Genomic DNA, 24,203 nt, shown 5'->3' with positions numbered 1-24,203 from the left:
CAGGGGACGAGCGGGGAACGGCCGGTTGCTCCTCGCGTCAGACGCGGCGACGCTTCGGCGGGCGGCAGCCGTTGTGCGCCTGCGGGGTGACGTCGTTGATCGAGCCGACCTCGAGGCCAGCGGCCTGGAGCGAACGGATCGCGGTCTCGCGGCCGGAACCCGGGCCCTTGACGAAGACGTCGACCTTCTTGACGCCGTGCTCCTGCGCCTGACGCGCAGCGGACTCGGCGGCGAGCTGCGCCGCGAACGGCGTCGACTTGCGCGAACCCTTGAAGCCCACGGCACCCGAGGACGCCCAGCTGAGGACGGCACCCGACGGGTCGGTGATGCTGACGATGGTGTTGTTGAACGTGCTCTTGATGTGGGCCTGGCCCACGGCGACGTTCTTCTTCTCCTTGCGACGCGGCTTGCGCGCGGCAGTCTTGGGGGTAGCCATGATGATCTCCTATCGGGCCTTCTTCTTGCCTGCCACGGTGCGCTTCGGTCCCTTGCGGGTACGCGCGTTGGTCTTGGTGCGCTGACCACGCACCGGGAGACCACGACGGTGGCGGAGACCCTCGTAGCTACCGATCTCGACCTTGCGGCGGATGTCGGCGGCGACCTCGCGGCGGAGGTCACCCTCCACCTTAAAGTTGCCCTCGATGAAGTCACGGAGGGCGACGAGCTGGTCGTCGGTCAGGTCCTTGACGCGGATGTCACCGGAGATACCGGTCTCGGCGAGTGCCTGGACCGCGCGGGTACGGCCGACGCCGTAGATGTACGTGAGTGCGATCTCCACGCGCTTCTCGCGCGGGATGTCGACGCCTGCTAGACGTGCCATGTGCTGGCTGCTCCTGTTGTCGATGGAGGTGTGGCGCAGTACCGGTGCTCGGGCCTCCGCCCCGAGGTGTCCCCCCGGTGACGGCGTCTGCCGGACCGGGGTTCTAGTACTGCGTGTTCAGTGTTGAGTTGTGGGTCCTGCTGGGAGCTCAGCCCTGGCGCTGCTTGTGGCGCGGGTTGCTCTTGCAGATCACCATGACGCGGCCCTTGCGGCGGATGACACGGCAGTGCTCGCAGATGGGCTTGACGCTGGGGTTGACCTTCATGATTGCTTCCTGTTGCTCGCTGGCTTCGTGCCCGGCGGGTTCGCCGAGCCGTTCCTTTCCAGCTCGCGGATCACTTGTAGCGGTAGACGATCCGGCCGCGGGTCAGGTCGTACGGGCTCAGCTCCACGATCACGCGGTCCTCGGGGAGGATGCGGATGTAGTGCTGGCGCATCTTCCCGGAGATGTGCGCGAGGACCTTGTGTCCGTTGGTCAGCTCAACGCGGAACATCGCGTTGGGCAGAGCTTCGAGCACCGAGCCCTCGATCTCGATGACGCCGTCTTTCTTGGCCATAGCCTCACTGTCGCTTGGTTGGATTACCGGTGTGATCCCCGAGCCGGTCTGCGGGTCGGGCGCCACGCCAAAGGGCATGACACACCAAGGATCGAGTCTAGGTGATGCGTACCCCGATTGCCAAGTGCTGGTTCCCTCCGGACCCCTTGGTCTGGGGCTCGACCCCGTCGGCTGAGTGTTCCACAGTGGTTTCGCGGCACCTTCCGGGGCCCGCTCGCGCCCCCTCGCCGTAGCCTGGCCGTCGCTGACCGTCCGACGCCCGCGCCGGACCACCGATCGGAGACCTCCGTGCCTGACGCACCCCGCCGCCCCCTCGCCCGCCACGGCCGGCTCCCCCGGCGTCGCGCGTGGGGGACGCTCGTGGGCTTCGCTGCGGCGTCCCTGGCCGTCCTCCTGGTGAGCGGCACGAGCGTCGCCGCGATCGCCGGCGCCCAGCTCGCCACCGCACCCCGCACGGTCGCGCTCAGCAAGGACGACCAGAACACCGCGCAGACGGCCGACATCACGGCGATCAAGGGCGGAGCGAACATCCTGCTCATCGGCAGTGACACCCGCATCGGGCAGTTCGACTCCGCGGAGAAGGTCGAGGGCGCCCGGAACGACGTCACGATCCTCGTCCACATCTCCCAGGACCACCAGCAGCTCACCGCGGTGAGCTTCCCCCGGGACCTCAAGGTGCCGATCCCCGCGTGCACCAACCCCGAGACGGGCACGACCTACCCGGCAGCGGACCACGAGCTGCTCAACGAGGCGCTCGGCCACGGCGGCATCTCGTGCGTCGTCGACACGGTCGAGAACCTGACCGGGCTGACCGTGCCGTACGCCGGCCTCATCACGTTCGACGGCGTGATCGAGATGTCGAACGCACTGGGCGGCGTGGACGTCTGCGTCGCGAAGCCGATCGACGACACCTACGTCGGGCTGCACCTCGCCGCGGGCCAGCACGAACTCGCGGGGCAGGACGCCCTCGCGTTCCTCCGCAGCCGGCACGGCGTCGGCGACGGCAGTGACCTCGCCCGGATCAGCTCGCAGCAGGTCTTCCTGTCCGCTCTGCTCCGCAAGGTGACGTCGGACGGCACGCTCTCGAACCCGATCACGCTCTACAAGCTCGCCGGTGCCGCCCTGTCGAACATGACGCTCTCCGACGGCCTGGCGCAGACGCGCACCCTCGTCGGACTGGCCTCCACCCTTCGCGGCATGAGCACCTCGAACATGCTGTTCGTGCAGTACCCGGTCGTCGACGACCCGACGGACCAGGCCCACGTGATCGTCTCCGAGGAGCCCGCGCACGCGCTCAACGTCGCACTGCAGCAGGACCGGAAGACCTCACTGACCGACTCGTCCACGGGGCGGGCGTCGGAGGAGTCGCCGTCCACCGGTGCGGGCACGTCCACCGGGAGCGCGTCGTCCGGCAGTACGCCGTCCGGCTCCGCGGGGACGCCCGGTGGTACCCCGTCCGCCGGATCCGGCGCGTCCACGGGCGCCGGGACCGCCGCGACACAGGCGGCCACGCCGCTCCCCTCGAGCATCTCCGGCCAGGCGGCGTCCGAGCAGACCTGCACGGTCGGCAACTGACCGGGCGGGCCGGACACCACACGGTGTCCGGTCCCGACCGCCGTCCCGCACGCGGGCCGTACGGCGCGCCCCACGACACCGTCGACGGTGCGCGCCCGCCCGACGCAGCACCCTCGCGCCGCAGCGTGCGGTGCGGAGTCGGGGACGGGCCTCCAGGCCGTGGGACGAAGGCCGCATCGGGTGCGACGCCGACCACGCAGACGGAGGCCGAGCACACCGGGCTGAGCGGCCTCCTACGGGACGGGGACCGGAGTGACGCCGAGTGGCGCGAGGCCCGACGCTCCACCGTCGGAGGCCGTCAGGACCCAGATGCCGTCGGCGTGCACCGCGACGGAGTGCTCCCAGTGCGCCGCGTCCGAGCCGTCGAGCGTGCGGATCGTCCAGTCGTCGTCGTCAGTGGAACTGTCGATCGTGCCGGCGGTGACCATCGGCTCGATCGCGACGACCAGGCCGGGCTTCACCGCCGGGCCCGCGCCGCGGACACGGTAGTTGAACACGGGTGGGTCCTCGTGCATCGAACGCCCGATGCCGTGCCCGGTGAAGTCCTCGACGATGCCCCACGCGCCGGTCTCGTCGATCGCGTCCTCGACCACCGCGCCCACCTCGTTGAGGTTCCGCGCGTGCGCGAGCGCAGCGATGCCGTGCCACAGCGCGCGCTCGGTCGTGTCGCAGAGCGTCTGGCGGGCCGTCGTCAGCGGAGCGTCCCCGCCGGGCAGCACCGTCGTGAACGCGCTGTCGCCGTTCCACCCGTCGACCTCGGCCCCGGCGTCCACCGACACGATGTCGCCGGGCTGCAGCACGCGATCACCAGGGATGCCGTGCACGATCTCGTCGTTCACCGAGACGCACAGCGTGTGGCGGTAGCCCGGGACCAGCTGGAAGTTCGGCACGCCGCCGCCGTCGCGGATGGTCCGCTCGGCGATCGCGTCGAGCTCTCCGGTCGTGACGCCCGGGCGGATGGCCGCGCGGACCGCGGTGAGTGCAGCCTCGGTGAGCAGGCCGGGGCGGACCATCGCCCGGAGTTCCTCCGGCGACTTGTAGATCGACGGCTTCCGACGTCGCACGACGGGGCTCAGACGCCCGCGGTGATCCCGCGCGCGGCCAGGGCCGCCTGGATGCGGTCCCCCACCTCGTCGATGCCACCGAGGCCGTCGATGTCGAGCACCAGACCACGCTCGGCGTAGGCCGCGACGATCGGTGCGGTCTGCTCGGTGTAGACCTCCTGGCGACGACGGATGGTCTCCTCGTTGTCGTCGGTCCGGCCCTGCTCCTCGGCGCGCTTCAGCAGGCGCGCGACCAGCGCGTCCTGGTCGGCGACGAGCTGGACCACCGCGTCGACCGCGGTGCCCTGCTCGGCGAGGAGCGCGTCCAGGTACGCGACCTGGCCCACGGTGCGCGGGTAGCCGTCGAGCAGGAAGCCCTGCTCGGCGTCGGCCTCGGCCAGACGGGACTTCACGAGCTCGTTCGTCAGCTCGTCCGGCACGTACTCGCCGGCATCCATGATCGCCTTGGCTTGCACGCCGAGCGGGGTGCCCTCGGCGACGTTCTTGCGGAAGATGTCGCCCGTCGAGATGGCGGGCACACCCACGGCCTCGGCGATGCGTCCGGCCTGGGTGCCCTTCCCGGCTCCGGGAGGTCCGACGATGATGAGACGTGCGCTCAACGGAGAAGCCCTTCGTAGTGACGTTGCTGCAGCTGCGAGTCGATCTGCTTCACGGTCTCGAGACCGACACCCACGATGATGAGGATGCTCGCGCCGCCGAACGGGAAGTTCTGGTTCGCGCCGAACAGCGCCAGTGCTGCCAGCGGGATGAGCGCGATGAGACCGAGGTAGAGCGAGCCGGGCAACGTCACCCGGGTCAGGACGAAGTCGAGGTACTCGGCCGTCGGACGACCGGCCCGGATGCCCGGGATGAAGCCGCCGTACTTCTTCATGTTGTCGGCGACCTCTTCGGGGTTGAAGGTGATCGCGACGTAGAAGTACGTGAACCCGACGATGAGCAGGAAGTACAGGACCATGTAGAACCAGTTGTCACCCGAGGTCAGGTTGTTCTGGATCCAGGTCACCCACGCGGCCGGCTCGGAGCCGTCCGAGGGCTGGTTGAACTGCGCGACCAGAGCCGGCAGGTACAGCAGCGACGAGGCGAAGATGACGGGCACGACGCCGGCCATGTTCACCTTGATCGGGATGTAGGTGTTGTTGCCGCCGTACGTGCGACGACCGACCATGCGCTTGGCGTACTGGACGGGGATGCGCCGCTGCGACTGCTCCACGAAGACCACGGCCATCATGATCACCAGGCCGACGAGGATGACGAAGAGGAAGAGCTCGAAGGACTGCGACTGCTCGATCGCCCAGAGCGCCGACGGGAACTGCGCCGCGATCGACGTGAAGATGAGCAGCGACATGCCGTTGCCGATGCCGCGCTCGGTGACGAGCTCGCCCATCCACATGATGAGGCCGGTACCGGCGGTCAGCGTGACCACCATGAGCATGATCGCGTACCAGCTGTCGTTCGAGATGATCGACGAGCAGGAGGCCGAGGCGTTGGTGCCGAAGAGGGCGCCGGAACGCGCGACGGTGATCAGCGTCGTCGACTGCAGCACGCCGAGCGCGATGGTGAGGTAACGCGTGTACTGCGTCAGCTTCGCCTGGCCGGACTGGCCCTCCTTGTAGAGGGCGTCGAAGTGCGGGATGACCACACGCAGCAGCTGCACGATGATCGACGACGTGATGTACGGCATGATGCCGAGCGCGAAGACGGAGAGCTTCAGCAGCGCTCCACCGGAGAAGAGGTTGATCAGGTCGTAGAGCCCACCAGAGGACGACGCGCTGGCGAGGCAGCTCTGCACGGCGGCGTAGTCGACGAACGGGGCGGGGATGTACGACCCGAGACGGAACAGCGCGATGATCGCGAGGGTGAAGCCGATCTTCTTGCGAAGATCTGGGGTGCGCATGATGCGCGCGACCGCTCTGAACACGAGGACTCCGAACTTCTGGGACCGGCGACCCGATCGGGGTCATCTCGGTGTCGGCCGGCAGCGCCGACCAGGCCGACGGACGACGGCCACTGTCAAGGAAACCGTAACGGCGGCCCGTGCGCAAACGCACGGGCCGCCGACGGGGGTTACTGGGAGACGGTTCCGCCAGCAGCCACGATCTTCTCGGCGGCGGACGCCGAGACCTTGTCGACCGAGACCGTCAGCGCCACGCTGATGTCACCCTGACCGAGAACCTTGACCTTCTCGTTCTTGCGGACGGCGCCCTTGGCGACCAGGTCCGCGACGGTGACGTCGCCACCGTTGGGGTAGAGCTCCGCGATCTTGTCCAGGTTCACGACCTGGTACTCGACACGGAACGGGTTCTTGAACCCGCGGAGCTTCGGGGTGCGCATGTGCAGCGGCATCTGCCCACCCTCGAAGCCGACCTTGACCTGGTAACGAGCCTTCTGACCCTTGGTACCACGGCCCGCGGTCTTGCCCTTCGAGCCCTCACCGCGACCCACGCGGGTGCGGTCCTTCTTGGCGCCCGCGGCGGGGCGGAGGTGGTGCAGCTTCAGCACCTGCACGCGCTCGTTCTTCTCGTCGCTCATGCGTCGACCTCCTCGACCTTCACGAGGTGCGCGACCGTCGCGATGTACCCACGGTTCTGGGCGTTGTCCTCACGCAGGACCGTACGGCCGATGCGCTTGAGGCCCAGGCTGCGCAGGGTGTCGCGCTGGTACTGCTTCTCGCTGATAACGGACTTCGTCTGCGTGATCTTCAGCATCGCCATCACGCACCTGCCTTCTCGGTCGCGGCACGCAGTGCTGCGGCCTCGGCGTGGAGCAGGCGGGCCGGGACGACCCGGTCGACGTCGAGGCCACGACGGCTTGCGACGGCGCGGGGCTCCTCGAGCTGCTGCAGCGCCTCGACGGTCGCGTGCACGATGTTGATGGTGTTCGACGAGCCGAGCGACTTGCTCAGGACGTCGTGGATGCCGGCGCACTCGAGCACGGCGCGGACCGGACCACCGGCGATGACACCGGTACCGGCAGCGGCCGGGCGCAGCAGGACGACACCGGCAGCGGCCTCACCCTGCACCGGGTGCGGGATGGTGTTGCCGACGCGGGGGACGCGGAAGAAGTTCTTCTTCGCCTCCTCGACGCCCTTCGAGATCGCGGTGGGGACTTCCTTCGCCTTGCCGTAGCCGACACCGACGAGGCCGTTGCCGTCACCGACGACGACGAGCGCGGTGAAGCTGAAGCGACGACCACCCTTGACGACCTTCGAGACGCGGTTGATGGTCACCACGCGCTCGAGGAACTGGCTGTCGCCACCGCGGTTGTTGCGGTCACGACCCTGCTGGCGGTCACGACCGCCGCCACGACGGCCGCGCTGGTCGGCGTTGTCGCGGTTGTTCGACGCGGAGCCGGCAGCGGTCTCGACCGGGCGCTCGGCGACGGCAGGGGCTTCCGCTTCCTTGCCGGCCGCAGCCTTGGCGACGGTCTCCGTCGCAGCAGCGGTCTCGGTCTCGGCCGCTTCGTTGTTGTTCGCGATGTCGCTCACAGGTTCAGCCCTCCTTCACGGGCACCATCGGCGATCGCGGCGACGCGACCGGCGTACTTGCTACCACCGCGGTCGAAGACCACGGCCTCGACGCCGGCGGCCTTCGCACGCTCGGCGAGGAGCTCGCCGACGCGACGGGCCTTGGCCGTCTTGTCGCCGTCGAACGAACGGAGGTCGGCCTCCATCGTCGAGGCGCTGGCCAGCGTGTGGCCCTTCGCGTCGTCGATGACCTGGACGAACACGTGACGCGACGACCGGGTGACAGCGAGACGCGGACGCGCCTCGGTGCCGGTGATCTTCTTGCGGAGACGGTTGTGACGGCGCGCCTTGGCGGCCGACTTGCTCTTTCCTCGGATACCGAGAGCCATGATCACTTACCTGACTTTCCGGCCTTGCGGCGCACGATCTCGCCCGCGTAGCGGACACCCTTGCCCTTGTAGGGCTCGGGCTTGCGCAGCTTGCGGATGTTGGCAGCCACCTCGCCGACGGCCTGCTTGTCGATGCCCGACACGGTGAGCTTGTTGTTGCCCTCGACGGCGAAGCTGATGCCCGCCGGCGGCTCGACCGTGATGGGGTGGGAGTAGCCGAGCGCGAACTCGACGTTGCTGCCCTTGGCCTGCACGCGGTAACCGGTGCCGACGACCTCGAGGCCCTTGGAGTAGCCCTGGGTCACGCCGACGATGTTGTTCGCGATGAGGGTGCGGGTCAGGCCGTGCAGGGCACGGGACTCGCGCTCGTCGTCCGGGCGGGTGACGAGGACCTGGTTCTCCTCGACCTTGGCCTGGATGGGCTCCGCGACGACGAGGGTGAGCTCGCCCTTCGGGCCCTTGACCGCGACGGCCTGGCCGTCAACGGAGACGGTCACGCCTGCGGGGATGTCGATGGGAAGACGTCCGATACGAGACATTGTCGGTCACCACACGTAGGCGAGGACTTCCCCACCCACGCCCTTCTGCTCGGCTTCACGGTCGGTGAGCAGTCCCGACGAGGTCGAGAGGATCGCCACGCCGAGGCCACCGAGGACCTGGGGGATCTCCGTCGACTTCGCGTAGACCCGGAGACCGGGCTTCGAGACGCGCTTGATGCCGGCGATCGAACGCTCGCGCTCGGGGCCGTACTTCAGGTCGATCGTGAGGGTCTGCCCGACGCGGGCGTCCTCGATCTTCCACTCGCTGATGTACCCCTCGCGCTTGAGGATGTCGGCGATGTTCTTCTTCAGCTTGGAGCTGGGCAGCGAGACGGCGTCGTGGTGCGCCGAGTTCGCGTTCCGCAATCTGGTCAGCATGTCTGCGACCGGATCGGTCATCGTCATGATGGTCGTCCATTCTTCGCCTGGTTTCGACACCCGTTCCACGAATGCCGACCTGAGCGATCGGGTGGTCTCCGAGCGGATCCCGGAGACCTGGAGGCCGACGGCTGATGCCGACGACCGGTGTTCGCGCGTGCGGGCCGGAGGACGTGAATCCTCCGGCCCGCAACGCCCGGACTAGCTTAGACCGTCTGGTCGGCCGAACGGAACGGGAAGCCGAGCTGGCGGAGCAGCGCGCGGCCCTCGTCGTCCGTCTTCGCGGTGGTCACGACGGTGATGTCGAAGCCACGCACGCGGTCGATGCGGTCCTGGTCGATCTCGTGGAACATCGACTGCTCCGTGAGACCGAACGTGTAGTTGCCGTTCCCGTCGAACTGCTTGTCGCTGAGACCGCGGAAGTCGCGGATGCGGGGCAGTGCGAGGGTGACGAGGCGGTCGATGAACTCCCACGCGCGGTCACCGCGGAGGGTGACGTGCGCGCCGATGGCCTGGCCCTCACGCAGCTTGAACTGCGCGATGGACTTGCGGGCCTTCGTGACGACCGGCTTCTGACCCGTGATCGCCGTGAGGTCCTTGACGGCCCCGTCGATGATCTTCGAGTCGCGAGCGGCCTCACCGACGCCGGTGTTCACGACGACCTTGACCAGGCCGGGGACCTGGTTGACGTTCGCGTAGCCGAACTGCTCGGTGAGAGCGGCCTTGATCTCGTTCTTGTACTTCTGCTTGAGGCGCGGCTCGACCTTGGTCGCCGGCGCGGCAGTCGTGTCGGTCATCAGAGCTTCTCACCCGACTTCTTGGCGTAGCGGACGCGGACGGTCTTCTTGACGCCGTCCTTCTCCACCTCTTCGTTGCGGAAACCGACGCGGGTCGGCTTCTTGGTCTTCGGGTCGACGATGGCGACGTTCGAGACGTGGATCGGAGCCTCGTGCTGCTCGATGCCACCGGTCTTCGAACCGCGCTGCGTCTGGCCGACGCGGACGTGCTTCGTGACGAAGTTCACGCCCTCGACGACGACCCGGTTCTTGTCCTTGAGGACCTCGATGACCTTGCCCTGCTTGCCACGGTCGCCGCCACGCTCCTGCTTGGCGCCCGTGATGACCTGGACGAGGTCACCCTTCTTGATGTTCGCCATGGCTTACAGCACCTCCGGCGCGAGCGAGATGATCTTCATGAACTTCTTGTCACGGAGCTCGCGACCGACCGGACCGAAGATGCGCGTACCGCGCGGGTCGCCGTCGGCCTTGAGGATCACTGCCGCGTTCTCGTCGAACTTGATGTAGGAGCCGTCCTGACGACGGGTCTCCTTCTTGGTGCGAACGATGACCGCCTTGACGACGTCACCCTTCTTGACGTTGCCGCCGGGGATGGCGTCCTTCACCGTGGCGACGATCACGTCACCGAGACCGGCGTAGCGACGACCCGAGCCACCGAGCACGCGGATGGTCAAGATCTCCTTGGCACCCGTGTTGTCGGCGACCTTCAGGCGGGATTCCTGCTGAATCACTGCTGTCTCCTATTCCGAAGCAGGCCGGGGCCTACTTGGCCTTCTCGAGGATCTCGACCAGGCGCCAGCGCTTGGAGGCGCTGAGGGGACGGGTCTCGCTGATCACGACGAGGTCGCCGACACCAGCGGTGCCGAGCTCGTCGTGGGCCTTCACCTTGGACGTGCGGCGGATGATCTTGCCGTAGAGCGCGTGCTTCACGCGGTCCTCGACCTCGACCACGATGGTCTTGTCCATCTTGTCGCTCGTCACGTAGCCGCGACGCGTCTTGCGGTAGCCGCGGGTCGAGGCGGCGGAGTTCTTCTCTTCGTTCGCCATCAGTTCTCCTCGGCGGTAGCGGCCTCGGTCGACTCGGCCGGCTTGTCAGCCTTCTTCGTCTTCTTGGCCTTGGTGGCGGTCTCGACGGGCGCGGGGGTGGCACGGATGCCGAGCTCGCGCTCGCGGAGGACGGTGTAGATGCGTGCGATGTCGCGCTTGACGGCACGGAGACGACCGTGGCTCTCCAGCTGGCCGGTGGCCGACTGGAAGCGGAGGTTGAAGAGTTCCTCCTTGGCCTTCTTCAGCTCGTCAGCGAGACGCTCGTTCTCGAACGTGTCGAGCTCCGTGGGACGGAGCTCCTTGGAACCGATCGCCATTACGCGTCGCCCTCCTCGCGCTTGATGATGCGTGCCTTGAGGGGCAGCTTGTGGATTGCACGGGTCAGCGCCTCGCGGGCGATGTCCTCGTTGACGCCGGAGAGCTCGAAGAGCACACGGCCCGGCTTGACGTTGGCGACCCACCACTCGGGCGAGCCCTTACCGGAACCCATGCGGGTCTCAGCCGGCTTCTTCGTGAGCGGACGGTCCGGGTAGATGTTGATCCACACCTTGCCGCCACGCTTGATGTGACGCGTCATGGCGATACGAGCGGACTCGATCTGACGGTTGGTCACGTAGGCGGGGGTCAGCGCCTGGATGCCGTAGTCACCGAAAGACACCTTGGTGCCACCGGTGGCCTGGCCCGAACGCTTCGGGTGGTGCTGCTTGCGGTGCTTGACTCGACGGGGAATAAGCATGGTTACGCCTCAACTCCTGCGCCGGCCGGCGCGTCCTGCGGGGCCTGCTGCTGACGGCCGCCACGGTCGCCGCCACGACGGTCGCCGCGCTCGCCACGGGGGCCGCCACGACGCTCCGGGCGCGACGAACGCTGGTTCGCCTGCTCGCGAGCGAGCTCCTTGTTCGTGATGTCGCCCTTGTAGATCCAGACCTTCACGCCGATGCGGCCGAAGGTGGTCCGAGCCTCGTAGAAGCCGTAGTCGATGTTCGCGCGGAGCGTGTGCAGGGGCACACGGCCCTCGCGGTAGAACTCCGAGCGCGACATCTCGGCGCCGCCGAGACGACCCGACACCTGGATGCGGACACCCTTGGCACCGGCGCGCTGTGCACCCTGCAGGCCCTTGCGCATGGCGCGACGGAACGCGACACGGGCGGAGAGCTGCTCGGCGATGCCCTGCGCGACGAGCTGGGCCTCGGTCTCGGGGTTCTTGACCTCGAGGATGTTGAGCTGGATCTGCTTCTTGGTGAGCTTCTCGAGCTCGCCGCGGACGCGCTCCGCCTCGGCGCCACGGCGACCGATGACGATGCCCGGACGCGCCGTGTGGATGTCCACGCGGACACGGTCACGGGTGCGCTCGAGCTCGATGCGGGCGACACCGGCGCGGTCGAGGGTCTTCTTCAGGTACTCGCGCACCTTGATGTCCTCGGCCACGTAGTCGGCGTAGCGCTGACCGGCCTTCGTGCTGTCGGTGAACCAGTGCGAGACGTGGTCCGTCGTGATCCCGAGACGGAAGCCGTACGGGTTGACCTTCTGGCCCATTAGTTGCTCGCCTTCTTGCTCGTCGCGGCAGCCTCGGCCTCGTCCGGCGTCGCGAGGACGACCGTGATGTGGCTGGTGCGCTTGTTGATGCGGAAGGCCCGGCCCTGGGCGCGCGGCTGGAACCGCTTCAGGGTCGTGCCCTCGTCGACGAAGACGCGGCTCACGTAGAGGTCGCGCTCGTCGAGGAAGCTGTTCGTCGAGTCCGCCTTGACCCGTGCGTTCGCGATCGCCGAGGCGACCAGCTTGTACACGGGCTCCGAAGCGGCCTGCGGGGCGAACTTCAGGATGGCGAGGGCCTCGTGGGCCTGCTTGCCGCGGATCAGCTCGATGACGCGACGGGCCTTCTGAGGCGTGACGCGGATGTGTCGCACGCGTGCGATCGACTCCACCATTTCGTTCCTCCTCTTCGTCCCCGCGTTAGCGGCGACGGCCCTTCTTGTCGTCCTTCACGTGACCACGGAAGGTGCGGGTCGGCGCGAACTCGCCGAGCTTGTGACCGACCATCGACTCGGTGACGAACACCGGGATGTGCTTGCGGCCGTCGTGCACGGCGATCGTGTGCCCGAGCATGTTCGGGACGATCATCGAGCGACGCGACCAGGTGCGGATCACGTTCTTGGTGTTGGCCTCGTTCTGCGTGACGACCTTGCGGAGCAGGTGCTCGTCGACGAAGGGGCCCTTCTTCAGACTGCGTGGCATCTTCTGAACTCCTACTTGCGCTTCTTGCCGGCGTTACGGCGACGGACGATGAGCTTGTCGCTCGGCTTGTTCGGCTTGCGCGTACGACCCTCGGCCTGGCCCCAGGGGCTGACCGGGTGACGACCACCGGACGTCTTGCCCTCACCACCACCGTGCGGGTGGTCGACCGGGTTCATCGCGACACCACGCACGGTCGGGCGGACGCCCTTCCAGCGCATGCGGCCGGCCTTGCCCCAGTTGATGTTGGACTGCTCGGCGTTGCCGACCTCGCCGATCGTGGCGCGGCAGCGGGCGTCGACGTTGCGGACCTCACCCGACGGCAGGCGGAGCTGCGCGTAGGGGCCGTCCTTGGCGACGAGACGCACCGAGGCGCCGGCCGAACGCGCCATCTTCGCGCCGCCACCGGGGCGGAGCTCGATGGCGTGGATGACCGTACCGACGGGGATGTTGCGCAGCGGCAGGTTGTTGCCGGGCTTGATGTCGGCGCCGGGGCCCTGCTCGACGACGTCGCCCTGCTTGAGCTTGTTCGGCGCGATGATGTAGCGCTTCGTGCCGTCGACGTAGTGCAGGAGCGCGATGCGCGCGGTGCGGTTCGGGTCGTACTCGATGTGCGCGACCTTGGCGTCCACGCCGTCCTTGTCGTGACGACGGAAGTCGATCACGCGGTACTGGCGCTTGTGGCCACCACCGATGTGACGCGTGGTGATGCGGCCCGAGCTGTTGCGGCCACCGGTCTTCGGCAGCGGACGAAGCAGCGACTTCTCCGGCGTCGAACGGGTGATCTCAGCGAAGTCGGCGACCGACGAGCCGCGACGACCGGGGGTCGTCGGCTTGTAGTTACGAATAGCCATGATTTATCCCTCTGGTCCTCAGCCGACAGCCGTGAAGATGTCGATCGAACCGGACTTGAGCGTCACGATGGCGCGCTTGGTGTCCTTGCGCTTGCCCATGCCGAAACGCGTGCGACGGGTCTTGCCCGGGCGGTTCAGCGTGTTGATGCTCGCGACCTTGACGTCGAAGATCTTCTCGATGGCGAGCTTGATCTCGGTCTTGTTCGAACGGGGGTCCACGATGAACGTGTACTTGCCCTGGTCGATCAGGCCGTAGCTCTTCTCCGAGACGACCGGCGAGATGATGATGTCGCGCGGGTCCTTGTTGAAGCCGCTCATGCGGAGATCTCCTTCGCGGTCTTCGACGCGATGAAGGCGTCGAGTGCGCTCTTGCTGAAGACGAGGGCGTCGGCCTTGAGCACGTCGTAGGCGTTGAGCTGGCCGTACGAGAGCGCGTGGACGTTCGCCAGGTTCCGGACCGACTTGAGCGTGAGCTCGTCGTCCGACTCGAGCACGACGAGCACGTTCTTGACGGGCGCGACCTTCTCGATGAGCGTGCGAGCGGTCTTCGTCGACGGCAGTTCAGCCGGGACGAAGGACTCGACGGCGGCGATGCGGCCACCGCGGGCGCGGTCCGAGAGCGAGCCGAGCAGAGCAGCGGCGATCATCTTCTTCGGGGTGCGCTGCGAGTAGTCGCGCGGGGTCGGTCCGTGGACGACGCCACCGCCGGTGTGCTCCGGAGCGCGGACCGAACCCTGACGGGAGCGGCCGGTGCCCTTCTGCTTGAACGGCTTGCGACCGGCGCCGCGGACCTCGCCGCGGTTCTTGGTCTTGTGGGTGCCCTGACGCGCGGCGGCGAGCTGCGCGGTGACGACCTGGTGGATCAGCGGGACGTTGGTCTCGACGTCGAAGAGCTCGGCGGGCAGCTCGATGCTGCCGGCGACGGCTCCGGTCGCGTCGAGGACGTCGATCGTGGTTGCGGTCTCGGTGGCCATGATCACTTACCCTTCACGGCGGTGCGGACGAAGACGGAGCGACCGCGCGCACCGGGGACGGCGCCCTTGACGAGCAGCAGACCCTTCTCGGCGTCGACGGCGTGCACCGTGAGGTTGAGGACGGTCACGCGCTCGCCACCCATGCGACCAGCCATGCGCATGCCCTTGAAGACGCGCGACGGGGTCGACGAAGCACCGATCGAACCGGGCTTGCGGTGGTTGCGGTGCGCACCGTGCGAAGCGGAGACACCGGCGAAGCCGTGGCGCTTCATGACACCGGCGAAGCCCTTGCCCTTCGACGTCCCGACGACGTCGACCTTCTGGCCGGCCTCGAAGGTGTCGACGGTGAGCTCCTGGCCGAGCGTGTACTCGGCGGAGTCGTTGGTGCGGATCTCGGTGAGGGTGCGACGCGGGGTCACACCGGCAGCCTCGAAGTGGCCGGCGGCCGGCTTGTTCACCTTGCGCGGGTCGATGGCGCCGGCGGCGATCTGGATCGCCTCGTAGCCGTCGCGCTCGACGTTGCGGATCTGGGTGACCACGTTCGGGCCGACCTCGATCACGGTGACGGGGATGAACTTGTTGTCCTCGTCCCACACCTGGGTCATCCCGAGCTTCTTGCCGAGGAGGCCCTTGACGGTCTTGGTTGAGTTCGCCATTGGTCGGTCCCCCTTACAGCTTGATCTCGATGTTGACGTCAGCCGGGAGGTCGAGTCGCATGAGCGAGTCGACGGCCTTCGGCGTCGGGTCGACGATGTCGATGACCCGCTTGTGCGTGCGCTTCTCGAAGTGCTCGCGCGAGTCCTTGTACTTGTGGGGCGAACGGATCACGGTGACCACGTTCTTCTCGGTGGGGAGCGGCACCGGGCCGACCACGGTCGCACCGGCACGGGTCACCGTGTCGACGATCTTCCGGGCCGACGTGTCGATGACCTCGTGGTCGTACGACTTGAGCCGGATGCGGATCTTCTGTCCCGCCATGTGTCTCTCTGTCCTCTCTGCGCCGCGCACCCTCGGGCCGCCTGACGCCGCCGTCACCGTGCATTCCTGCAGGGCTTGGCTGTTTTCCTGAACCAACCGGCCGCATCCTCGGGGGATGACCGCTGTTCTCCTGTCAACCGCGCAGGGCGACCGTGGCCGTCCAGCGTGGGCATGTCGCCTCCCCCACATCCGGACACAGCAGTGGCCGGGCGCTCACGAGGGAATCGATCGTGTTCTGCTGCCTGCGGCCCAACCCAGCTCCGCTGGACGGAGGGGTTGTGCACTGCCAGAGCAGTGATCCTGCGCGCGCGAACGCCCGCGGAATTCGGAACCGGACAATCTTCGCACAGGCACGACATCCCTGCAACCCGGGCGTGTCGCGATTCCGTGGCGTGTCGCGGGGCGTCTGATCCGCCGGCGACGCGGGCACCGACCGGCCGGGAGGCACGGCGCACCGCCGCCCCGCAGGGCACCTCCCGGAGTCGGTCCGGACCGGCTCGCGGACGCCGCCCCGAGTGCGCAGGACGGGCCGTCGAGGGGGTCCGTCCCGTCTGCCCGTCCCGTCGAGCGGGACGGATCGTGCCCGCTCGGCGAGGCCGAGCGGGCACGATGCTGGGGCGCGGTACGGCCCGGGTCAGAACGCTTCCGACAGCGGCGGGACGAACCACGGCGGGAACACCGCCACGCGCGGACCGGCGACCCGGTGCGCGGCGAGGAGTGCCTTCACCTGCTGCCGGACGCGGTCGTTCGGCACGCCGATGACGGCGACGGACGACAGCGGGACACGGGGACCCGCGAGCAGCTCGAGGCCGTGCATCTCCGGGTCGGTGAAGTCCGTGCGGCGGATGAGGTTCGTCGCAGCCTCCGGACCGACGGCGAACCGCACGTCCTCGGCGTCGGCGTCCTGGTCCGCGACGATGACGGACGCCCCGAAGGCCGTCACGGGCACGACGAGCACGACGTACTCGGTGGCACGGGTCCGGCGCGCGGCGTCGGACCACCGCGGGCCGTCGGCGCCGCGTCGGAGCTCGTCCCACCGGGCGGCGTCCGGCGAGAGCGAGAACGTCACGTGGCCGGACACGGGGCCGCCGTCGGGCGCGGTCGCCTCGGCACGGGCGGTCCGCGTCTGGGTCGAGCTGACGTCGACGGCCGGCGTGGCCGCGTCCGCCGCCAGGATCGCGCCCTCGGCGACGATCCCCGCGAGGTTGTCGACGTGCGTCGCGTGGTGCGCCCGCAGCGACGCGAACACGCGGGGCTCCGGGAGCTCGGGGGCCGCGGGCGACCGGAGCGACGAGGAACCCCTCGACGGTGCGGGCGTGGAGCGGAGGTCGGTGGTGATGCGGGTCCGGCGCGGTGCCGGCGTGGAGGGGACCGCAGGCACCTCGGCCTGACGGGGGGAGCAGATGTCGCAGAGCTCGGTGGGGAAACCGTGGATGCACTCGTCGGTCACGACTGGGAGGGGTCCTTCCGTGTCCGTGTGGGGGTGGTCGGACACGGTGTCCAACCGTACGTCATCTCCCGCACCTCGTCGTCACTGTCGGTAGAGCAGCGCGCGCACCTCGGACTCGGCCGCGTGCAGCCGGTCCGGGTCGATCGTCTCGCCGTGCTCGTACGCGTCGAGCAGTCGCGGGTCGATGTAGCTCTGCCGGCACACCGTCGGGGTGTTGCCGAGCTCCTCGCTCGCGGCCTTCACGGCGTGCGAGACCGCCTTCTTGCGCTTCGCCTGACTGCTCTGGGGCCCGGTCTTCGCGAGGTCCACCGCAGCGGCCACGGTGCCGTGGAGCGTCCGGAAGTCCTTGGCGGTGAACTCGTCCCCCGCGCGCTCCTTGACGTACTCGTTGATGTCCTCGGCGGCCAGCGGCTCCCACTCGGCGCCGCGCTCCGCGCGGAAGGACAGCAGCCGGGCGTTCGGACCACGCCGCTTCATGCCGGCGATCACCCGTGCGAGGTCGTGGTCGTGGATGGTGGACGACCACTCCTGTCCGCTCTTGCCCGGGAAGTCGAGTTCGATGTCGTCGCCGGACACGTGCGCGTGGGCGCACAGCAGGGTCGACAGGCCCCGGCTGCCGTGCTCCGTGGCGTAGCGCTCCGACCCGACCCGGAGCGACCCCTGGTCGAGCATCCGGAACGCAGCGGCGAGGGCACGACGACGGTCGGGCTCCGGTCGACGGAGGTCCTGCGTGACCATCCGACGAGCGGCGGGGAGCGACTCCGCGAGGGCCAGGGCGCGGTCGTACTTGATCCGGTCCATCCGCTCGCGCCACCCCGGGTGGTACATGTACTGCCGGCGACCGACACCGTCCTTGCCGGTCGCCAGGATGTGCCCGTTCTCGTACGGCGAGATCCACACGTCGTCCCAGGCCGGCGGGATGACGAGGTCCTCGAGGCGCTTCCGGACGGCCGCGTCCGTCACGGTGTTGCCGTCCGGGTCGCGGAACGAGAACCCCTTGCCACTACGGACACGGTGGTAGCCGCGACCGTTGGTCGCGGAACGTCGGAGACGGGTCACCAGGACGATGGTGCCCGTCCCCACCTGTGACGGACCCCGGCTCGTGGCACGCGACGGCCACGGCGAGCTCGGGACGCCCTCCTGGAACGACGAAGCGGGGCCGGGCCCGAGGGCCCGACCCCGCTCACGCAGTGTCTTCCGGAGAACCGGGAGTTACTTGACGATCTCCTCGACCGTACCGGCGCCGACCGTGCGACCACCCTCACGGATGGCGAAGCGGAGGCCGGCCTCCATGGCGATCGGCTGGATCAGCTCGACCGACATGGCGACGGTGTCGCCCGGCATGACCATCTCGGTGCCCTCGGGCAGCGTGATGACGCCGGTGACGTCCGTGGTGCGGAAGTAGAACTGCGGACGGTAGTTCGCGTAGAACGGGTTGTGACGCCCGCCCTCTTCCTTGGTCAGGATGTACGCGTTCGCCTTGAACTCGGTGTGCGGCGTGACCGAACCCGGCTTGACGACGACCTGGCCGCGCTCCACGTCCTCGCGCTTGAGGCCACGGATGAGCAGACCGGTGTTGTCGCCCGCCTCGGCCTTGTCCAGCAGCTTGCGGAACATCTCGATGCCGGTGACCGTGGTCTTCTGCGTCGGGCGGATGCCGACGATCTCGACCTCGGAGTTCAGGTCGAGCGTGCCACGCTCGACACGACCGGTGACGACGGTGCCACGACCGGTGATCGTGAAGACGTCCTCGATCGGCATGAGGAACGGCTGGTCGGTGGCGCGCACCGGGTCCGGGACGTTCTCGTCGACGGCGGACATCAGGTCCTGGACGGACTTGACCCACTTCTCGTCGCCCTCGAGCGCCTTGAGCGCCGAGACCTGCACGACGGGGGCGTCCTCGTCGAACTCCTGCGAGCCGAGGAGCTCACGGACCTCGAGCTCGACGAGCTCCAGGATCTCCTCGTCGTCCACCATGTCGGACTTGTTCAGCGCGACGACGATGTAGGGGACGCCGACCTGGCGGGCGAGCAGGACGTGCTCACGCGTCTGGGGCATCGGGCCGTCGGTGGCGGCGACCACGAGGATCGCGCCGTCCATCTGCGCCGCACCGGTGATCATGTTCTTCACGTAGTCGGCGTGACCAGGAGCGTCGACGTGCGCGTAGTGGCGCTTGTCGGTCTGGTACTCGACGTGGGAGATGTTGATCGTGATGCCGCGGTCGCGCTCCTCGGGAGCGCTGTCGATCTGAGCGAAGTCGCGGGCCTCGTTGAGGTCCGGGTACTGGTCGTGCAGAACCTTGGTGATCGCCGCCGTGAGCGTGGTCTTGCCGTGGTCGACGTGACCGATGGTTCCGATGTTGACGTGCGGCTTGGTCCGCTCGAACTTGGCCTTGGCCACTGTGGGTCCTCCTCAGGACTCGGAGAGCATGCCCCCGGTACTCGACCGTTGGCGTGCAGGGTGTGTGTCTAACTGTACTTGGTGGCGAGGGGCCCGTCGCCGGGCACCCCCGCCTGTGGAGAGAACGCCGGAGCGCTACTCTCCGCTGTTCTTCGCGATGATCTCCTCGGCGACCTTGGCCGGGACCTGGCTGTAGGTCTCGAAGGTCATCGAGTAGACCGCACGACCAGAGGTCTTGGACCGGAGGTCCCCGACGTAGCCGAACATCTCGGACAGCGGAACGCTCGCGCGGACCACCTTGACGCCCGAGGCGTCCTCCATCGAGGCGATCTGGCCACGACGGGAGTTGAGGTCACCGATGACGTCGCCCATGTACTCCTCCGGAGTACGCACCTCGACGGCCATGATCGGCTCGAGGATGGCGGGGCCGGCCTTGCGGGCGGCCTCCTTGTAGGCGATCGAACCGGCGATCTTGAACGCCATCTCGGACGAGTCGACGTCGTGCGCCGCACCGTCCTTGAGGATGGCCTTCACGCCGACGGTCGGGTAGCCCGCCAGGATGCCGACCTGCATGGCGTCCTGGATACCGGCGTCGACCGAGGGGATGTACTCACGCGGGACGCGACCACCGGTGACGGCGTTCTCGAACTCGTAGACCTTCTCGGCCGTGACTTCCATCGGCTCGAGGGCGATCTGCACCTTCGCGAACTGGCCGGAACCACCGGTCTGCTTCTTGTGCGTGTAGTCGTAGCGCTCGACGACCTTGGTCAGGGTCTCGCGGTAGGCCACCTGCGGCTTGCCGACGGACGCCTCGACCTTGAACTCGCGCTTCATGCGGTCGACGAGGATGTCGAGGTGGAGCTCGCCCATGCCCTTGATCGTCGTCTGACCGGTCTCGGCGTTGAGCTCGACGCGGAACGTCGGGTCCTCTTCGGCGAGCTTCTGGATGGCCGTGGAGAGCTTCTCCTGGTCGGCCTTCGTGTTCGGCTCGATGGCGACCTCGATGACCGGCTCCGGGAACGTCATCGACTCGAGGACGACCTGGTCGGTCGGGTCGCACAGGGTGTCACCGGTGGTGGTGTCCTTGAGGCCGATGACCGCGTAGATGTGACCGGCGGTGACGTTGTCGACCGGGTTCTCCTTGTTGGAGTGCATCTGGAAGATCTTGCCGATGCGCTCCTTCTTGCCCTTGGTCGAGTTGATGACCTGGGCACCGGACTCGATCGAGCCGGAGTACACGCGGACGTAGGTCAGACGACCGAAGAAGGGGTGCACCGCGACCTTGAACGCCAGGGCCGAGAACGGCTCGGTGGCGTCGGGCTTGCGGATGATCTCCTTCTCCTCGTCCTTGACGTCGTGGCCGATCATCGGCGGCACGTCGAGCGGGGACGGGAGGTAGTCGATGACCGCGTCGAGCATCGGCTGGACGCCGCGGTTCTTGAAGGCCGAGCCGCAGAGGACCGGGTAGACCTCGGAAGCGATCGTGAGCTTGCGGATCGCGCCCTTGATCTCGTCCTTGGTGAGCTCCTCGCCGCCGAAGAACTTCTCGAGCAGGGCGTCGTCGGTCTCCGCGACGCGCTCGATCAGCTTCGCGCGGTACTCCTCGGCACGCTCCTGGAGGTCCGCGGGGATCTCCTGGACCTCGTACTGGGCGCCCATGGTCACGTCGCCCTTGGCGTCGCCGGGCCACACCTTGGCGTGCATCTCGATGAGGTCGATGACGCCGACGAAGTCGTTCTCGGCACCGATCGGCAGCTGGAGCACGAGCGGCTCCGCACCGAGGCGGTTGATGATCGTGTCGACGGTGAAGTAGAAGTCCGCGCCGAGCTTGTCCATCTTGTTGACGAAGCAGATGCGGGGGACGTCGTACTTGTCCGCCTGACGCCACACGGTCTCGGACTGGGGCTCGACGCCCTCCTTGCCGTCGAAGACGGCGACCGCACCGTCGAGGACGCGGAGCGAACGCTCCACCTCGACCGTGAAGTCCACGTGACCGGGGGTGTCGATGATGTTGATCTGGTTGTTGTCCCAGAAGCAGGTCGTCGCGGCCGACGTGATCGTGATGCCGCGCTCCTGCTCCTGCGCCATCCAGTCCATCGTCGCGGCGCCGTCGTGGACCTCACCGATCTTGTGCGTGATGCCCGTGTAGAACAGGATGCGCTCGGTGGTCGTGGTCTTGCCGGCATCGATGTGCGCCATGATGCCGATGTTGCGGACCTTGTTCAGGTCGGTGAGCACGTCCTGTGCCACAGGTTCCTCCGGAAGAGTTGTAGGAGAGGTTGGCGGCCGGGCGGGCGCCGACGGTTCTTGACCGCCGACGCCCGACCGGTGCCGGGACGACCAGCGCCGGACTTACCAGCGGTAGTGCGCGAAGGCCTTGTTCGACTCGGCCATCTTGTGCGTGTCCTCGCGGCGCTTGACCGCGGCACCGAGACCGTTCGACGCGTCGAGGATCTCGTTCATGAGACGCTCGGTCATCGTCTTCTCGCGGCGGGCCTTGGCGTAGGAGGTCAGCCAGCGGAGCGCGAGGGTGTTCGCGCGGTGCGGCTTGACCTCGACCGGGACCTGGTAGGTCGAGCCACCGACGCGGCGGCTGCGGACCTCGAGGGTCGGACGGACGTTGTCGAGCGCCTTCTTCAGCGTCGCGACGGCATCCTGCTGGTTCTTGGCGGTGACACCCTCGAGTGCATCGTAGACGATGCGCTCGGCGAGGCCCTTCTTGCCGTCCAGGAGGATCTTGTTGACGAGCTGCGAGACGATCGGCGCGCCGTACACCGGGTCGGCGACGACGGGACGCTTCGGGGCGGGACCCTTGCGAGGCATCTAACTCAACCCTTCTTCGCGCCGTAGCGGCTGCGGGCCTGCTTACGGTTCTTGACGGCCTGGGTGTCCAGGGCACCACGGATGATCTTGTACCGCACGCCGGGGAGGTCCTTCACACGACCGCCGCGGACGAGCACCATCGAGTGCTCCTGCAGGTTGTGGCCCTCACCGGGGATGTAGGCCGTGACCTCGGTGCCGTTCGAGAGCTTGACACGAGCGACCTTGCGCAGGGCCGAGTTCGGCTTCTTGGGGGTGGTGGTGTAGACGCGGGTGCAGACACCACGCTGCTGGGGGTTCGCCTTCAGTGCCGGCGCCTTGGTCTTGACGACCTTGGGCGTACGACCCTTGCGAACGAGCTGCTGGATGGTAGGCAACTGTTCTCCTGGTTCTTCGCTCGTGCTCTGGCCGACGCGTTCCGTCGGCTTCCTCATCCCACGCTGATCACCGCCTGACGGCGGAGGGAGGTCGAGGGATGGATGGTCCCGGCGCGGATGTCGCGACCCGGGATTTCGGGCGCGCCCGAGGGCGCACACCCGGTAGAGGCTACCCGCGTCACACGACGAAATCAATCCGGGCGCGTCGCCCGCGGACCGTGCCAGCGGGCGGGGCCCGCGGGCGGGGCCCGCGGGCCCGGACCGCTCCTGCCGAGGCGGGCGCGAGGGGCCTGACCGACCACGCAGCCGGGTGCGGTGGGAGGACGGCGGTGCGCCGCGCCTCCCGGCCGGTCAGGACCCCGTGTCGGAGGCGCCGTTGCCGATGGCGGACTCGAACGTCGCACCCTCGTCCGTGAAGCCGGACACGTACCCGCTCGCGTTCACGTTCATCGGACCGGCCGAGGCGGTGCCCACCCCTCCTGGTCCGGAGATGTCCGCCGTGAACGTGGCGCGACCGAAGGTCGTCGTCGAGACGGCCCAGCCACGGGAGAGCCAGCCACCGACCGTGACCCGCGGCCGCTGCTCGAGCGTCCACTTCTGGTTGGAGTAGGCGTACTCGGGGTCCTCGCCGTAGGCGTAGAAGCTGCACCCGGCCGGTGCCGCGTCGGTCGACGCGATGCACCCGTCCACCCAGCGGTCCACGGCCTGCTGTGCCGCCTGCTCGCCCGCCGACGTCAGCGTCGTCGTCATCGCCACCGGCGCCGAGCCGGTCACACCGAAGCCGGACACCTGCGCCGACGCACCCTCGGCGGTGAACCACTTGCCGCCGTCCACGGCCACCGCGTAGGTGCCGGGGAGGGCGGAGAGCCGCGCGGTCCCGTCCTCCGACGTCGCGATCCGCTGTCCCGCCACCTCGACCGGCGTCCCCGCCGGACCACGGACCGACAGCTCCACCTCGCCGAGCTCCGGCGCCTCGAGCGCCCACACCGGGAAGACCCCCCAGTCGGTGCCCTCCCGGTCGAGCGTGAACGTGGCCGCCACGTCGCGGCCACCCTGGCGGAGGTACGCGCGCACCGTCGCGGTGTCGCCGTCGGTCCGCGTCGCGGCGATGCGGTAGCCGGTCACACGGCCGGAGGCCTTCGCGTACGCGGCGTCGGTGAGCAGGACGTCCTGGTCGTCGTGGTCGATGCCCGCCGCGTCCAGCGCGTCGTCGACGCGACCGGCCGTCAGGTCGTCGAGGAAGGCACGGACCGGGCGGTCCGCCGCGTGCGACGCGGACTGCGACACGTACCCGACCACGCCGGTCACCGCGAGCACGACCACCGCGACGCCGCCCGCGACGATGCCGACGAGTGCGCCACGCCGCACGGGGCGTCGACGCCGTGCGGGGGTCGGTACACCCGCGGGGACCGGGGCCTCCTGCGTCCCGCGGAGCGTGTCGACGTGCGGGACGGCTGCCCACCCGTCCGGCTGCTGGTCGGTCATGCGT

35 protein-coding genes are annotated in these 24,203 nt (G+C 68.3%); 1 reads left to right on the top strand and 34 read right to left on the bottom strand.

Features of this window, described 5'->3' with window-relative positions; all coding sequences use genetic code 11:
• Positions 1-37 precede the first annotated feature (37 nt).
• From rpsK to infA, 4 genes are all read right to left on the bottom strand, one after another.
• Positions 38-436 (bottom strand): 30S ribosomal protein S11, encoded by a 399-nt coding sequence (gene rpsK, locus QUG93_RS08685; protein WP_017885507.1) that lies wholly within the window; start codon positions 434-436, stop codon positions 38-40.
• A 9-nt stretch (positions 437-445) separates the two neighbouring features.
• Positions 446-820 (bottom strand): 30S ribosomal protein S13, encoded by a 375-nt coding sequence (gene rpsM, locus QUG93_RS08680; RefSeq protein ID WP_058728274.1) that lies wholly within the window; start codon positions 818-820, stop codon positions 446-448.
• A 148-nt stretch (positions 821-968) separates the two neighbouring features.
• Complete coding sequence (rpmJ, locus tag QUG93_RS08675; RefSeq protein ID WP_022903266.1) at positions 969-1,085, bottom strand: 50S ribosomal protein L36; 117 nt, start codon at positions 1,083-1,085, stop codon at positions 969-971.
• Positions 1,086-1,155: 70 nt separating this feature from the next.
• On the bottom strand, positions 1,156-1,377 hold the full coding sequence (gene infA / locus QUG93_RS08670) for a translation initiation factor IF-1 (RefSeq protein WP_017885509.1): 222 nt from the start codon (positions 1,375-1,377) through the stop codon (positions 1,156-1,158).
• Between the two features lie 288 nt (positions 1,378-1,665).
• Here infA and QUG93_RS08665 point away from each other — a divergent pair, with 288 nt between their 5' ends.
• Positions 1,666-2,952 carry an LCP family protein gene (locus QUG93_RS08665; protein ID WP_289473510.1) on the top strand — a complete coding sequence of 429 codons (1,287 nt, stop codon included), beginning with the start codon at positions 1,666-1,668 and terminating at the stop codon, positions 2,950-2,952.
• 233 nt (positions 2,953-3,185) lie between these two features.
• Here QUG93_RS08665 and map read toward each other — a convergent pair whose 3' ends face one another.
• The 30 genes from map to QUG93_RS08515 all read right to left on the bottom strand — a co-directional run bounded on the left by map (position 3,186) and on the right by QUG93_RS08515 (position 24,199).
• Positions 3,186-4,016, bottom strand: a complete 831-nt coding sequence (gene map, locus QUG93_RS08660; protein ID WP_289473509.1) for a type I methionyl aminopeptidase — start codon at positions 4,014-4,016, stop codon at positions 3,186-3,188.
• Between the two features lie 8 nt (positions 4,017-4,024).
• Entirely contained in the window at positions 4,025-4,615 is a 591-nt protein-coding gene (locus QUG93_RS08655) for an adenylate kinase (RefSeq protein WP_289473508.1), read from the bottom strand.
• Complete coding sequence (gene secY / locus QUG93_RS08650; protein ID WP_289473507.1) at positions 4,612-5,934, bottom strand: preprotein translocase subunit SecY; 1,323 nt, start codon at positions 5,932-5,934, stop codon at positions 4,612-4,614. Before secY ends, QUG93_RS08655 begins: the two co-directional genes overlap by 4 nt.
• A gap of 146 nt (positions 5,935-6,080) precedes the next feature.
• Positions 6,081-6,545, bottom strand: a complete 465-nt coding sequence (rplO, locus tag QUG93_RS08645) for a 50S ribosomal protein L15 (RefSeq protein ID WP_111227403.1) — start codon at positions 6,543-6,545, stop codon at positions 6,081-6,083.
• Positions 6,542-6,727: a 50S ribosomal protein L30 gene (rpmD, locus tag QUG93_RS08640; protein WP_031273241.1), complete on the bottom strand. Its 186-nt coding sequence runs from the start codon at positions 6,725-6,727 to the stop codon at positions 6,542-6,544. The genes rplO and rpmD overlap by 4 nt, the downstream gene beginning before the upstream one ends.
• Complete coding sequence (gene rpsE, locus QUG93_RS08635) at positions 6,727-7,500, bottom strand: 30S ribosomal protein S5 (protein ID WP_081985128.1); 774 nt, start codon at positions 7,498-7,500, stop codon at positions 6,727-6,729. The genes rpmD and rpsE overlap by 1 nt, the downstream gene beginning before the upstream one ends.
• Positions 7,497-7,868 carry a 50S ribosomal protein L18 gene (rplR, locus tag QUG93_RS08630; RefSeq protein WP_058725386.1) on the bottom strand — a complete coding sequence of 124 codons (372 nt, stop codon included), beginning with the start codon at positions 7,866-7,868 and terminating at the stop codon, positions 7,497-7,499. Before rplR ends, rpsE begins: the two co-directional genes overlap by 4 nt.
• Positions 7,869-7,870: 2 nt before the next feature.
• The gene (gene rplF / locus QUG93_RS08625; RefSeq protein WP_289473506.1) at positions 7,871-8,407 is read right to left on the bottom strand and encodes a 50S ribosomal protein L6; all 537 of its coding nucleotides are present in this window, start codon (positions 8,405-8,407) and stop codon (positions 7,871-7,873) included.
• Positions 8,408-8,413: 6 nt separating this feature from the next.
• Positions 8,414-8,812 carry a 30S ribosomal protein S8 gene (gene rpsH, locus QUG93_RS08620; RefSeq protein WP_069712809.1) on the bottom strand — a complete coding sequence of 133 codons (399 nt, stop codon included), beginning with the start codon at positions 8,810-8,812 and terminating at the stop codon, positions 8,414-8,416.
• 179 nt (positions 8,813-8,991) lie between these two features.
• A complete protein-coding gene (gene rplE / locus QUG93_RS08615) occupies positions 8,992-9,582 on the bottom strand; it encodes a 50S ribosomal protein L5 (RefSeq protein WP_111227400.1) in 591 nt (196 codons plus the stop codon).
• Entirely contained in the window at positions 9,582-9,941 is a 360-nt protein-coding gene (gene rplX, locus QUG93_RS08610; RefSeq protein ID WP_022906349.1) for a 50S ribosomal protein L24, read from the bottom strand. Before rplX ends, rplE begins: the two co-directional genes overlap by 1 nt.
• A gap of 3 nt (positions 9,942-9,944) precedes the next feature.
• A complete protein-coding gene (rplN, locus tag QUG93_RS08605; RefSeq protein WP_017885523.1) occupies positions 9,945-10,313 on the bottom strand; it encodes a 50S ribosomal protein L14 in 369 nt (122 codons plus the stop codon).
• 31 nt (positions 10,314-10,344) lie between these two features.
• Positions 10,345-10,629 (bottom strand): 30S ribosomal protein S17, encoded by a 285-nt coding sequence (gene rpsQ, locus QUG93_RS08600; RefSeq protein WP_058728266.1) that lies wholly within the window; start codon positions 10,627-10,629, stop codon positions 10,345-10,347.
• Positions 10,629-10,946, bottom strand: coding sequence for a 50S ribosomal protein L29 (rpmC, locus tag QUG93_RS08595; protein ID WP_058728265.1), 318 nt, complete (start codon positions 10,944-10,946; stop codon positions 10,629-10,631). Before rpmC ends, rpsQ begins: the two co-directional genes overlap by 1 nt.
• Positions 10,946-11,365 (bottom strand): 50S ribosomal protein L16, encoded by a 420-nt coding sequence (gene rplP, locus QUG93_RS08590; RefSeq protein WP_022906346.1) that lies wholly within the window; start codon positions 11,363-11,365, stop codon positions 10,946-10,948. The genes rpmC and rplP overlap by 1 nt, the downstream gene beginning before the upstream one ends.
• Before the next feature lie 2 nt (positions 11,366-11,367).
• Positions 11,368-12,165: a 30S ribosomal protein S3 gene (gene rpsC / locus QUG93_RS08585; protein WP_022903280.1), complete on the bottom strand. Its 798-nt coding sequence runs from the start codon at positions 12,163-12,165 to the stop codon at positions 11,368-11,370.
• Positions 12,165-12,557, bottom strand: a complete 393-nt coding sequence (gene rplV, locus QUG93_RS08580) for a 50S ribosomal protein L22 (RefSeq protein ID WP_289473505.1) — start codon at positions 12,555-12,557, stop codon at positions 12,165-12,167. Before rplV ends, rpsC begins: the two co-directional genes overlap by 1 nt.
• Before the next feature lie 25 nt (positions 12,558-12,582).
• Complete coding sequence (gene rpsS, locus QUG93_RS08575; RefSeq protein WP_017885529.1) at positions 12,583-12,864, bottom strand: 30S ribosomal protein S19; 282 nt, start codon at positions 12,862-12,864, stop codon at positions 12,583-12,585.
• Positions 12,865-12,875: 11 nt separating this feature from the next.
• On the bottom strand, positions 12,876-13,715 hold the full coding sequence (rplB, locus tag QUG93_RS08570) for a 50S ribosomal protein L2 (RefSeq protein ID WP_022903282.1): 840 nt from the start codon (positions 13,713-13,715) through the stop codon (positions 12,876-12,878).
• An 18-nt stretch (positions 13,716-13,733) separates the two neighbouring features.
• The gene (gene rplW, locus QUG93_RS08565) at positions 13,734-14,033 is read right to left on the bottom strand and encodes a 50S ribosomal protein L23 (RefSeq protein ID WP_022903283.1); all 300 of its coding nucleotides are present in this window, start codon (positions 14,031-14,033) and stop codon (positions 13,734-13,736) included.
• Positions 14,030-14,689 carry a 50S ribosomal protein L4 gene (rplD, locus tag QUG93_RS08560; protein ID WP_289473504.1) on the bottom strand — a complete coding sequence of 220 codons (660 nt, stop codon included), beginning with the start codon at positions 14,687-14,689 and terminating at the stop codon, positions 14,030-14,032. Before rplD ends, rplW begins: the two co-directional genes overlap by 4 nt.
• 2 nt (positions 14,690-14,691) lie before the next feature.
• Complete coding sequence (gene rplC / locus QUG93_RS08555; protein ID WP_289473503.1) at positions 14,692-15,345, bottom strand: 50S ribosomal protein L3; 654 nt, start codon at positions 15,343-15,345, stop codon at positions 14,692-14,694.
• 13 nt (positions 15,346-15,358) lie between these two features.
• On the bottom strand, positions 15,359-15,667 hold the full coding sequence (gene rpsJ, locus QUG93_RS08550) for a 30S ribosomal protein S10 (protein WP_022903286.1): 309 nt from the start codon (positions 15,665-15,667) through the stop codon (positions 15,359-15,361).
• A gap of 634 nt (positions 15,668-16,301) precedes the next feature.
• Complete coding sequence (locus tag QUG93_RS08545; protein ID WP_289473502.1) at positions 16,302-17,117, bottom strand: DarT ssDNA thymidine ADP-ribosyltransferase family protein; 816 nt, start codon at positions 17,115-17,117, stop codon at positions 16,302-16,304.
• Positions 17,118-17,198: 81 nt separating this feature from the next.
• The gene (locus QUG93_RS08540) at positions 17,199-18,176 is read right to left on the bottom strand and encodes a DNA topoisomerase IB (RefSeq protein WP_289473501.1); all 978 of its coding nucleotides are present in this window, start codon (positions 18,174-18,176) and stop codon (positions 17,199-17,201) included.
• Between the two features lie 153 nt (positions 18,177-18,329).
• Entirely contained in the window at positions 18,330-19,517 is a 1,188-nt protein-coding gene (gene tuf, locus QUG93_RS08535; RefSeq protein ID WP_058728450.1) for an elongation factor Tu, read from the bottom strand.
• 135 nt (positions 19,518-19,652) lie between these two features.
• The gene (gene fusA / locus QUG93_RS08530; RefSeq protein ID WP_289473500.1) at positions 19,653-21,767 is read right to left on the bottom strand and encodes an elongation factor G; all 2,115 of its coding nucleotides are present in this window, start codon (positions 21,765-21,767) and stop codon (positions 19,653-19,655) included.
• A gap of 102 nt (positions 21,768-21,869) precedes the next feature.
• Positions 21,870-22,340: a 30S ribosomal protein S7 gene (rpsG, locus tag QUG93_RS08525; RefSeq protein WP_058742332.1), complete on the bottom strand. Its 471-nt coding sequence runs from the start codon at positions 22,338-22,340 to the stop codon at positions 21,870-21,872.
• Between the two features lie 5 nt (positions 22,341-22,345).
• Positions 22,346-22,714 carry a 30S ribosomal protein S12 gene (rpsL, locus tag QUG93_RS08520; RefSeq protein WP_058728453.1) on the bottom strand — a complete coding sequence of 123 codons (369 nt, stop codon included), beginning with the start codon at positions 22,712-22,714 and terminating at the stop codon, positions 22,346-22,348.
• Positions 22,715-23,065: 351 nt separating this feature from the next.
• Entirely contained in the window at positions 23,066-24,199 is a 1,134-nt protein-coding gene (locus QUG93_RS08515; protein ID WP_289473499.1) for a hypothetical protein, read from the bottom strand.
• Between the last annotated feature and the right edge of the window lie 4 nt (positions 24,200-24,203).

Origin of the sequence: Curtobacterium caseinilyticum, assembly GCF_030363035.1 — a bacterium.
In the GTDB taxonomy this organism is placed as follows: Bacteria; Actinomycetota; Actinomycetes; order Actinomycetales; family Microbacteriaceae; genus Curtobacterium; species Curtobacterium caseinilyticum.
The sequence above is the reverse complement of the archived record's forward strand: the minus strand, read 5'-3'. Positions and strand labels throughout refer to the sequence as shown.

What these genes read in the sequence shown, in the direction of transcription:
- rpsK (WP_017885507.1), bottom strand. Translation starts at nt 436, where the DNA reads ATGGCTACCCCCAAGACTGCCGCGCGCAAGCCGCGTCGCAAGGAGAAG.
- rpsM (WP_058728274.1), bottom strand. Translation starts at nt 820, where the DNA reads ATGGCACGTCTAGCAGGCGTCGACATCCCGCGCGAGAAGCGCGTGGAG.
- rpmJ (WP_022903266.1), bottom strand. Translation starts at nt 1,085, where the DNA reads ATGAAGGTCAACCCCAGCGTCAAGCCCATCTGCGAGCACTGCCGTGTC.
- infA (WP_017885509.1), bottom strand. Translation starts at nt 1,377, where the DNA reads ATGGCCAAGAAAGACGGCGTCATCGAGATCGAGGGCTCGGTGCTCGAA.
- rplO (WP_111227403.1), bottom strand. Translation starts at nt 6,545, where the DNA reads ATGAGCGACGAGAAGAACGAGCGCGTGCAGGTGCTGAAGCTGCACCAC.
- rpmD (WP_031273241.1), bottom strand. Translation starts at nt 6,727, where the DNA reads ATGGCGATGCTGAAGATCACGCAGACGAAGTCCGTTATCAGCGAGAAG.
- rplR (WP_058725386.1), bottom strand. Translation starts at nt 7,868, where the DNA reads ATGGCTCTCGGTATCCGAGGAAAGAGCAAGTCGGCCGCCAAGGCGCGC.
- rplF (WP_289473506.1), bottom strand. Translation starts at nt 8,407, where the DNA reads ATGTCTCGTATCGGACGTCTTCCCATCGACATCCCCGCAGGCGTGACC.
- rpsH (WP_069712809.1), bottom strand. Translation starts at nt 8,812, where the DNA reads ATGACGATGACCGATCCGGTCGCAGACATGCTGACCAGATTGCGGAAC.
- rplE (WP_111227400.1), bottom strand. Translation starts at nt 9,582, where the DNA reads ATGACCGACACGACTGCCGCGCCGGCGACCAAGGTCGAGCCGCGCCTC.
- rplX (WP_022906349.1), bottom strand. Translation starts at nt 9,941, where the DNA reads ATGGCGAACATCAAGAAGGGTGACCTCGTCCAGGTCATCACGGGCGCC.
- rpsQ (WP_058728266.1), bottom strand. Translation starts at nt 10,629, where the DNA reads ATGGCGAACGAAGAGAAGAACTCCGCCGCCTCGACCCGCGGCTACCGC.
- rpmC (WP_058728265.1), bottom strand. Translation starts at nt 10,946, where the DNA reads ATGGCGATCGGTTCCAAGGAGCTCCGTCCCACGGAGCTCGACACGTTC.
- rplP (WP_022906346.1), bottom strand. Translation starts at nt 11,365, where the DNA reads ATGCTTATTCCCCGTCGAGTCAAGCACCGCAAGCAGCACCACCCGAAG.
- rpsC (WP_022903280.1), bottom strand. Translation starts at nt 12,165, where the DNA reads ATGGGCCAGAAGGTCAACCCGTACGGCTTCCGTCTCGGGATCACGACG.
- rplV (WP_289473505.1), bottom strand. Translation starts at nt 12,557, where the DNA reads ATGGTGGAGTCGATCGCACGCGTGCGACACATCCGCGTCACGCCTCAG.
- rpsS (WP_017885529.1), bottom strand. Translation starts at nt 12,864, where the DNA reads ATGCCACGCAGTCTGAAGAAGGGCCCCTTCGTCGACGAGCACCTGCTC.
- rplB (WP_022903282.1), bottom strand. Translation starts at nt 13,715, where the DNA reads ATGGCTATTCGTAACTACAAGCCGACGACCCCCGGTCGTCGCGGCTCG.
- rplW (WP_022903283.1), bottom strand. Translation starts at nt 14,033, where the DNA reads ATGAGCGGCTTCAACAAGGACCCGCGCGACATCATCATCTCGCCGGTC.
- rplD (WP_289473504.1), bottom strand. Translation starts at nt 14,689, where the DNA reads ATGGCCACCGAGACCGCAACCACGATCGACGTCCTCGACGCGACCGGA.
- rplC (WP_289473503.1), bottom strand. Translation starts at nt 15,345, where the DNA reads ATGGCGAACTCAACCAAGACCGTCAAGGGCCTCCTCGGCAAGAAGCTC.
- rpsJ (WP_022903286.1), bottom strand. Translation starts at nt 15,667, where the DNA reads ATGGCGGGACAGAAGATCCGCATCCGGCTCAAGTCGTACGACCACGAG.
- rpsG (WP_058742332.1), bottom strand. Translation starts at nt 22,340, where the DNA reads ATGCCTCGCAAGGGTCCCGCCCCGAAGCGTCCCGTCGTCGCCGACCCG.
- QUG93_RS08515 (WP_289473499.1), bottom strand. Translation starts at nt 24,199, where the DNA reads ATGACCGACCAGCAGCCGGACGGGTGGGCAGCCGTCCCGCACGTCGAC.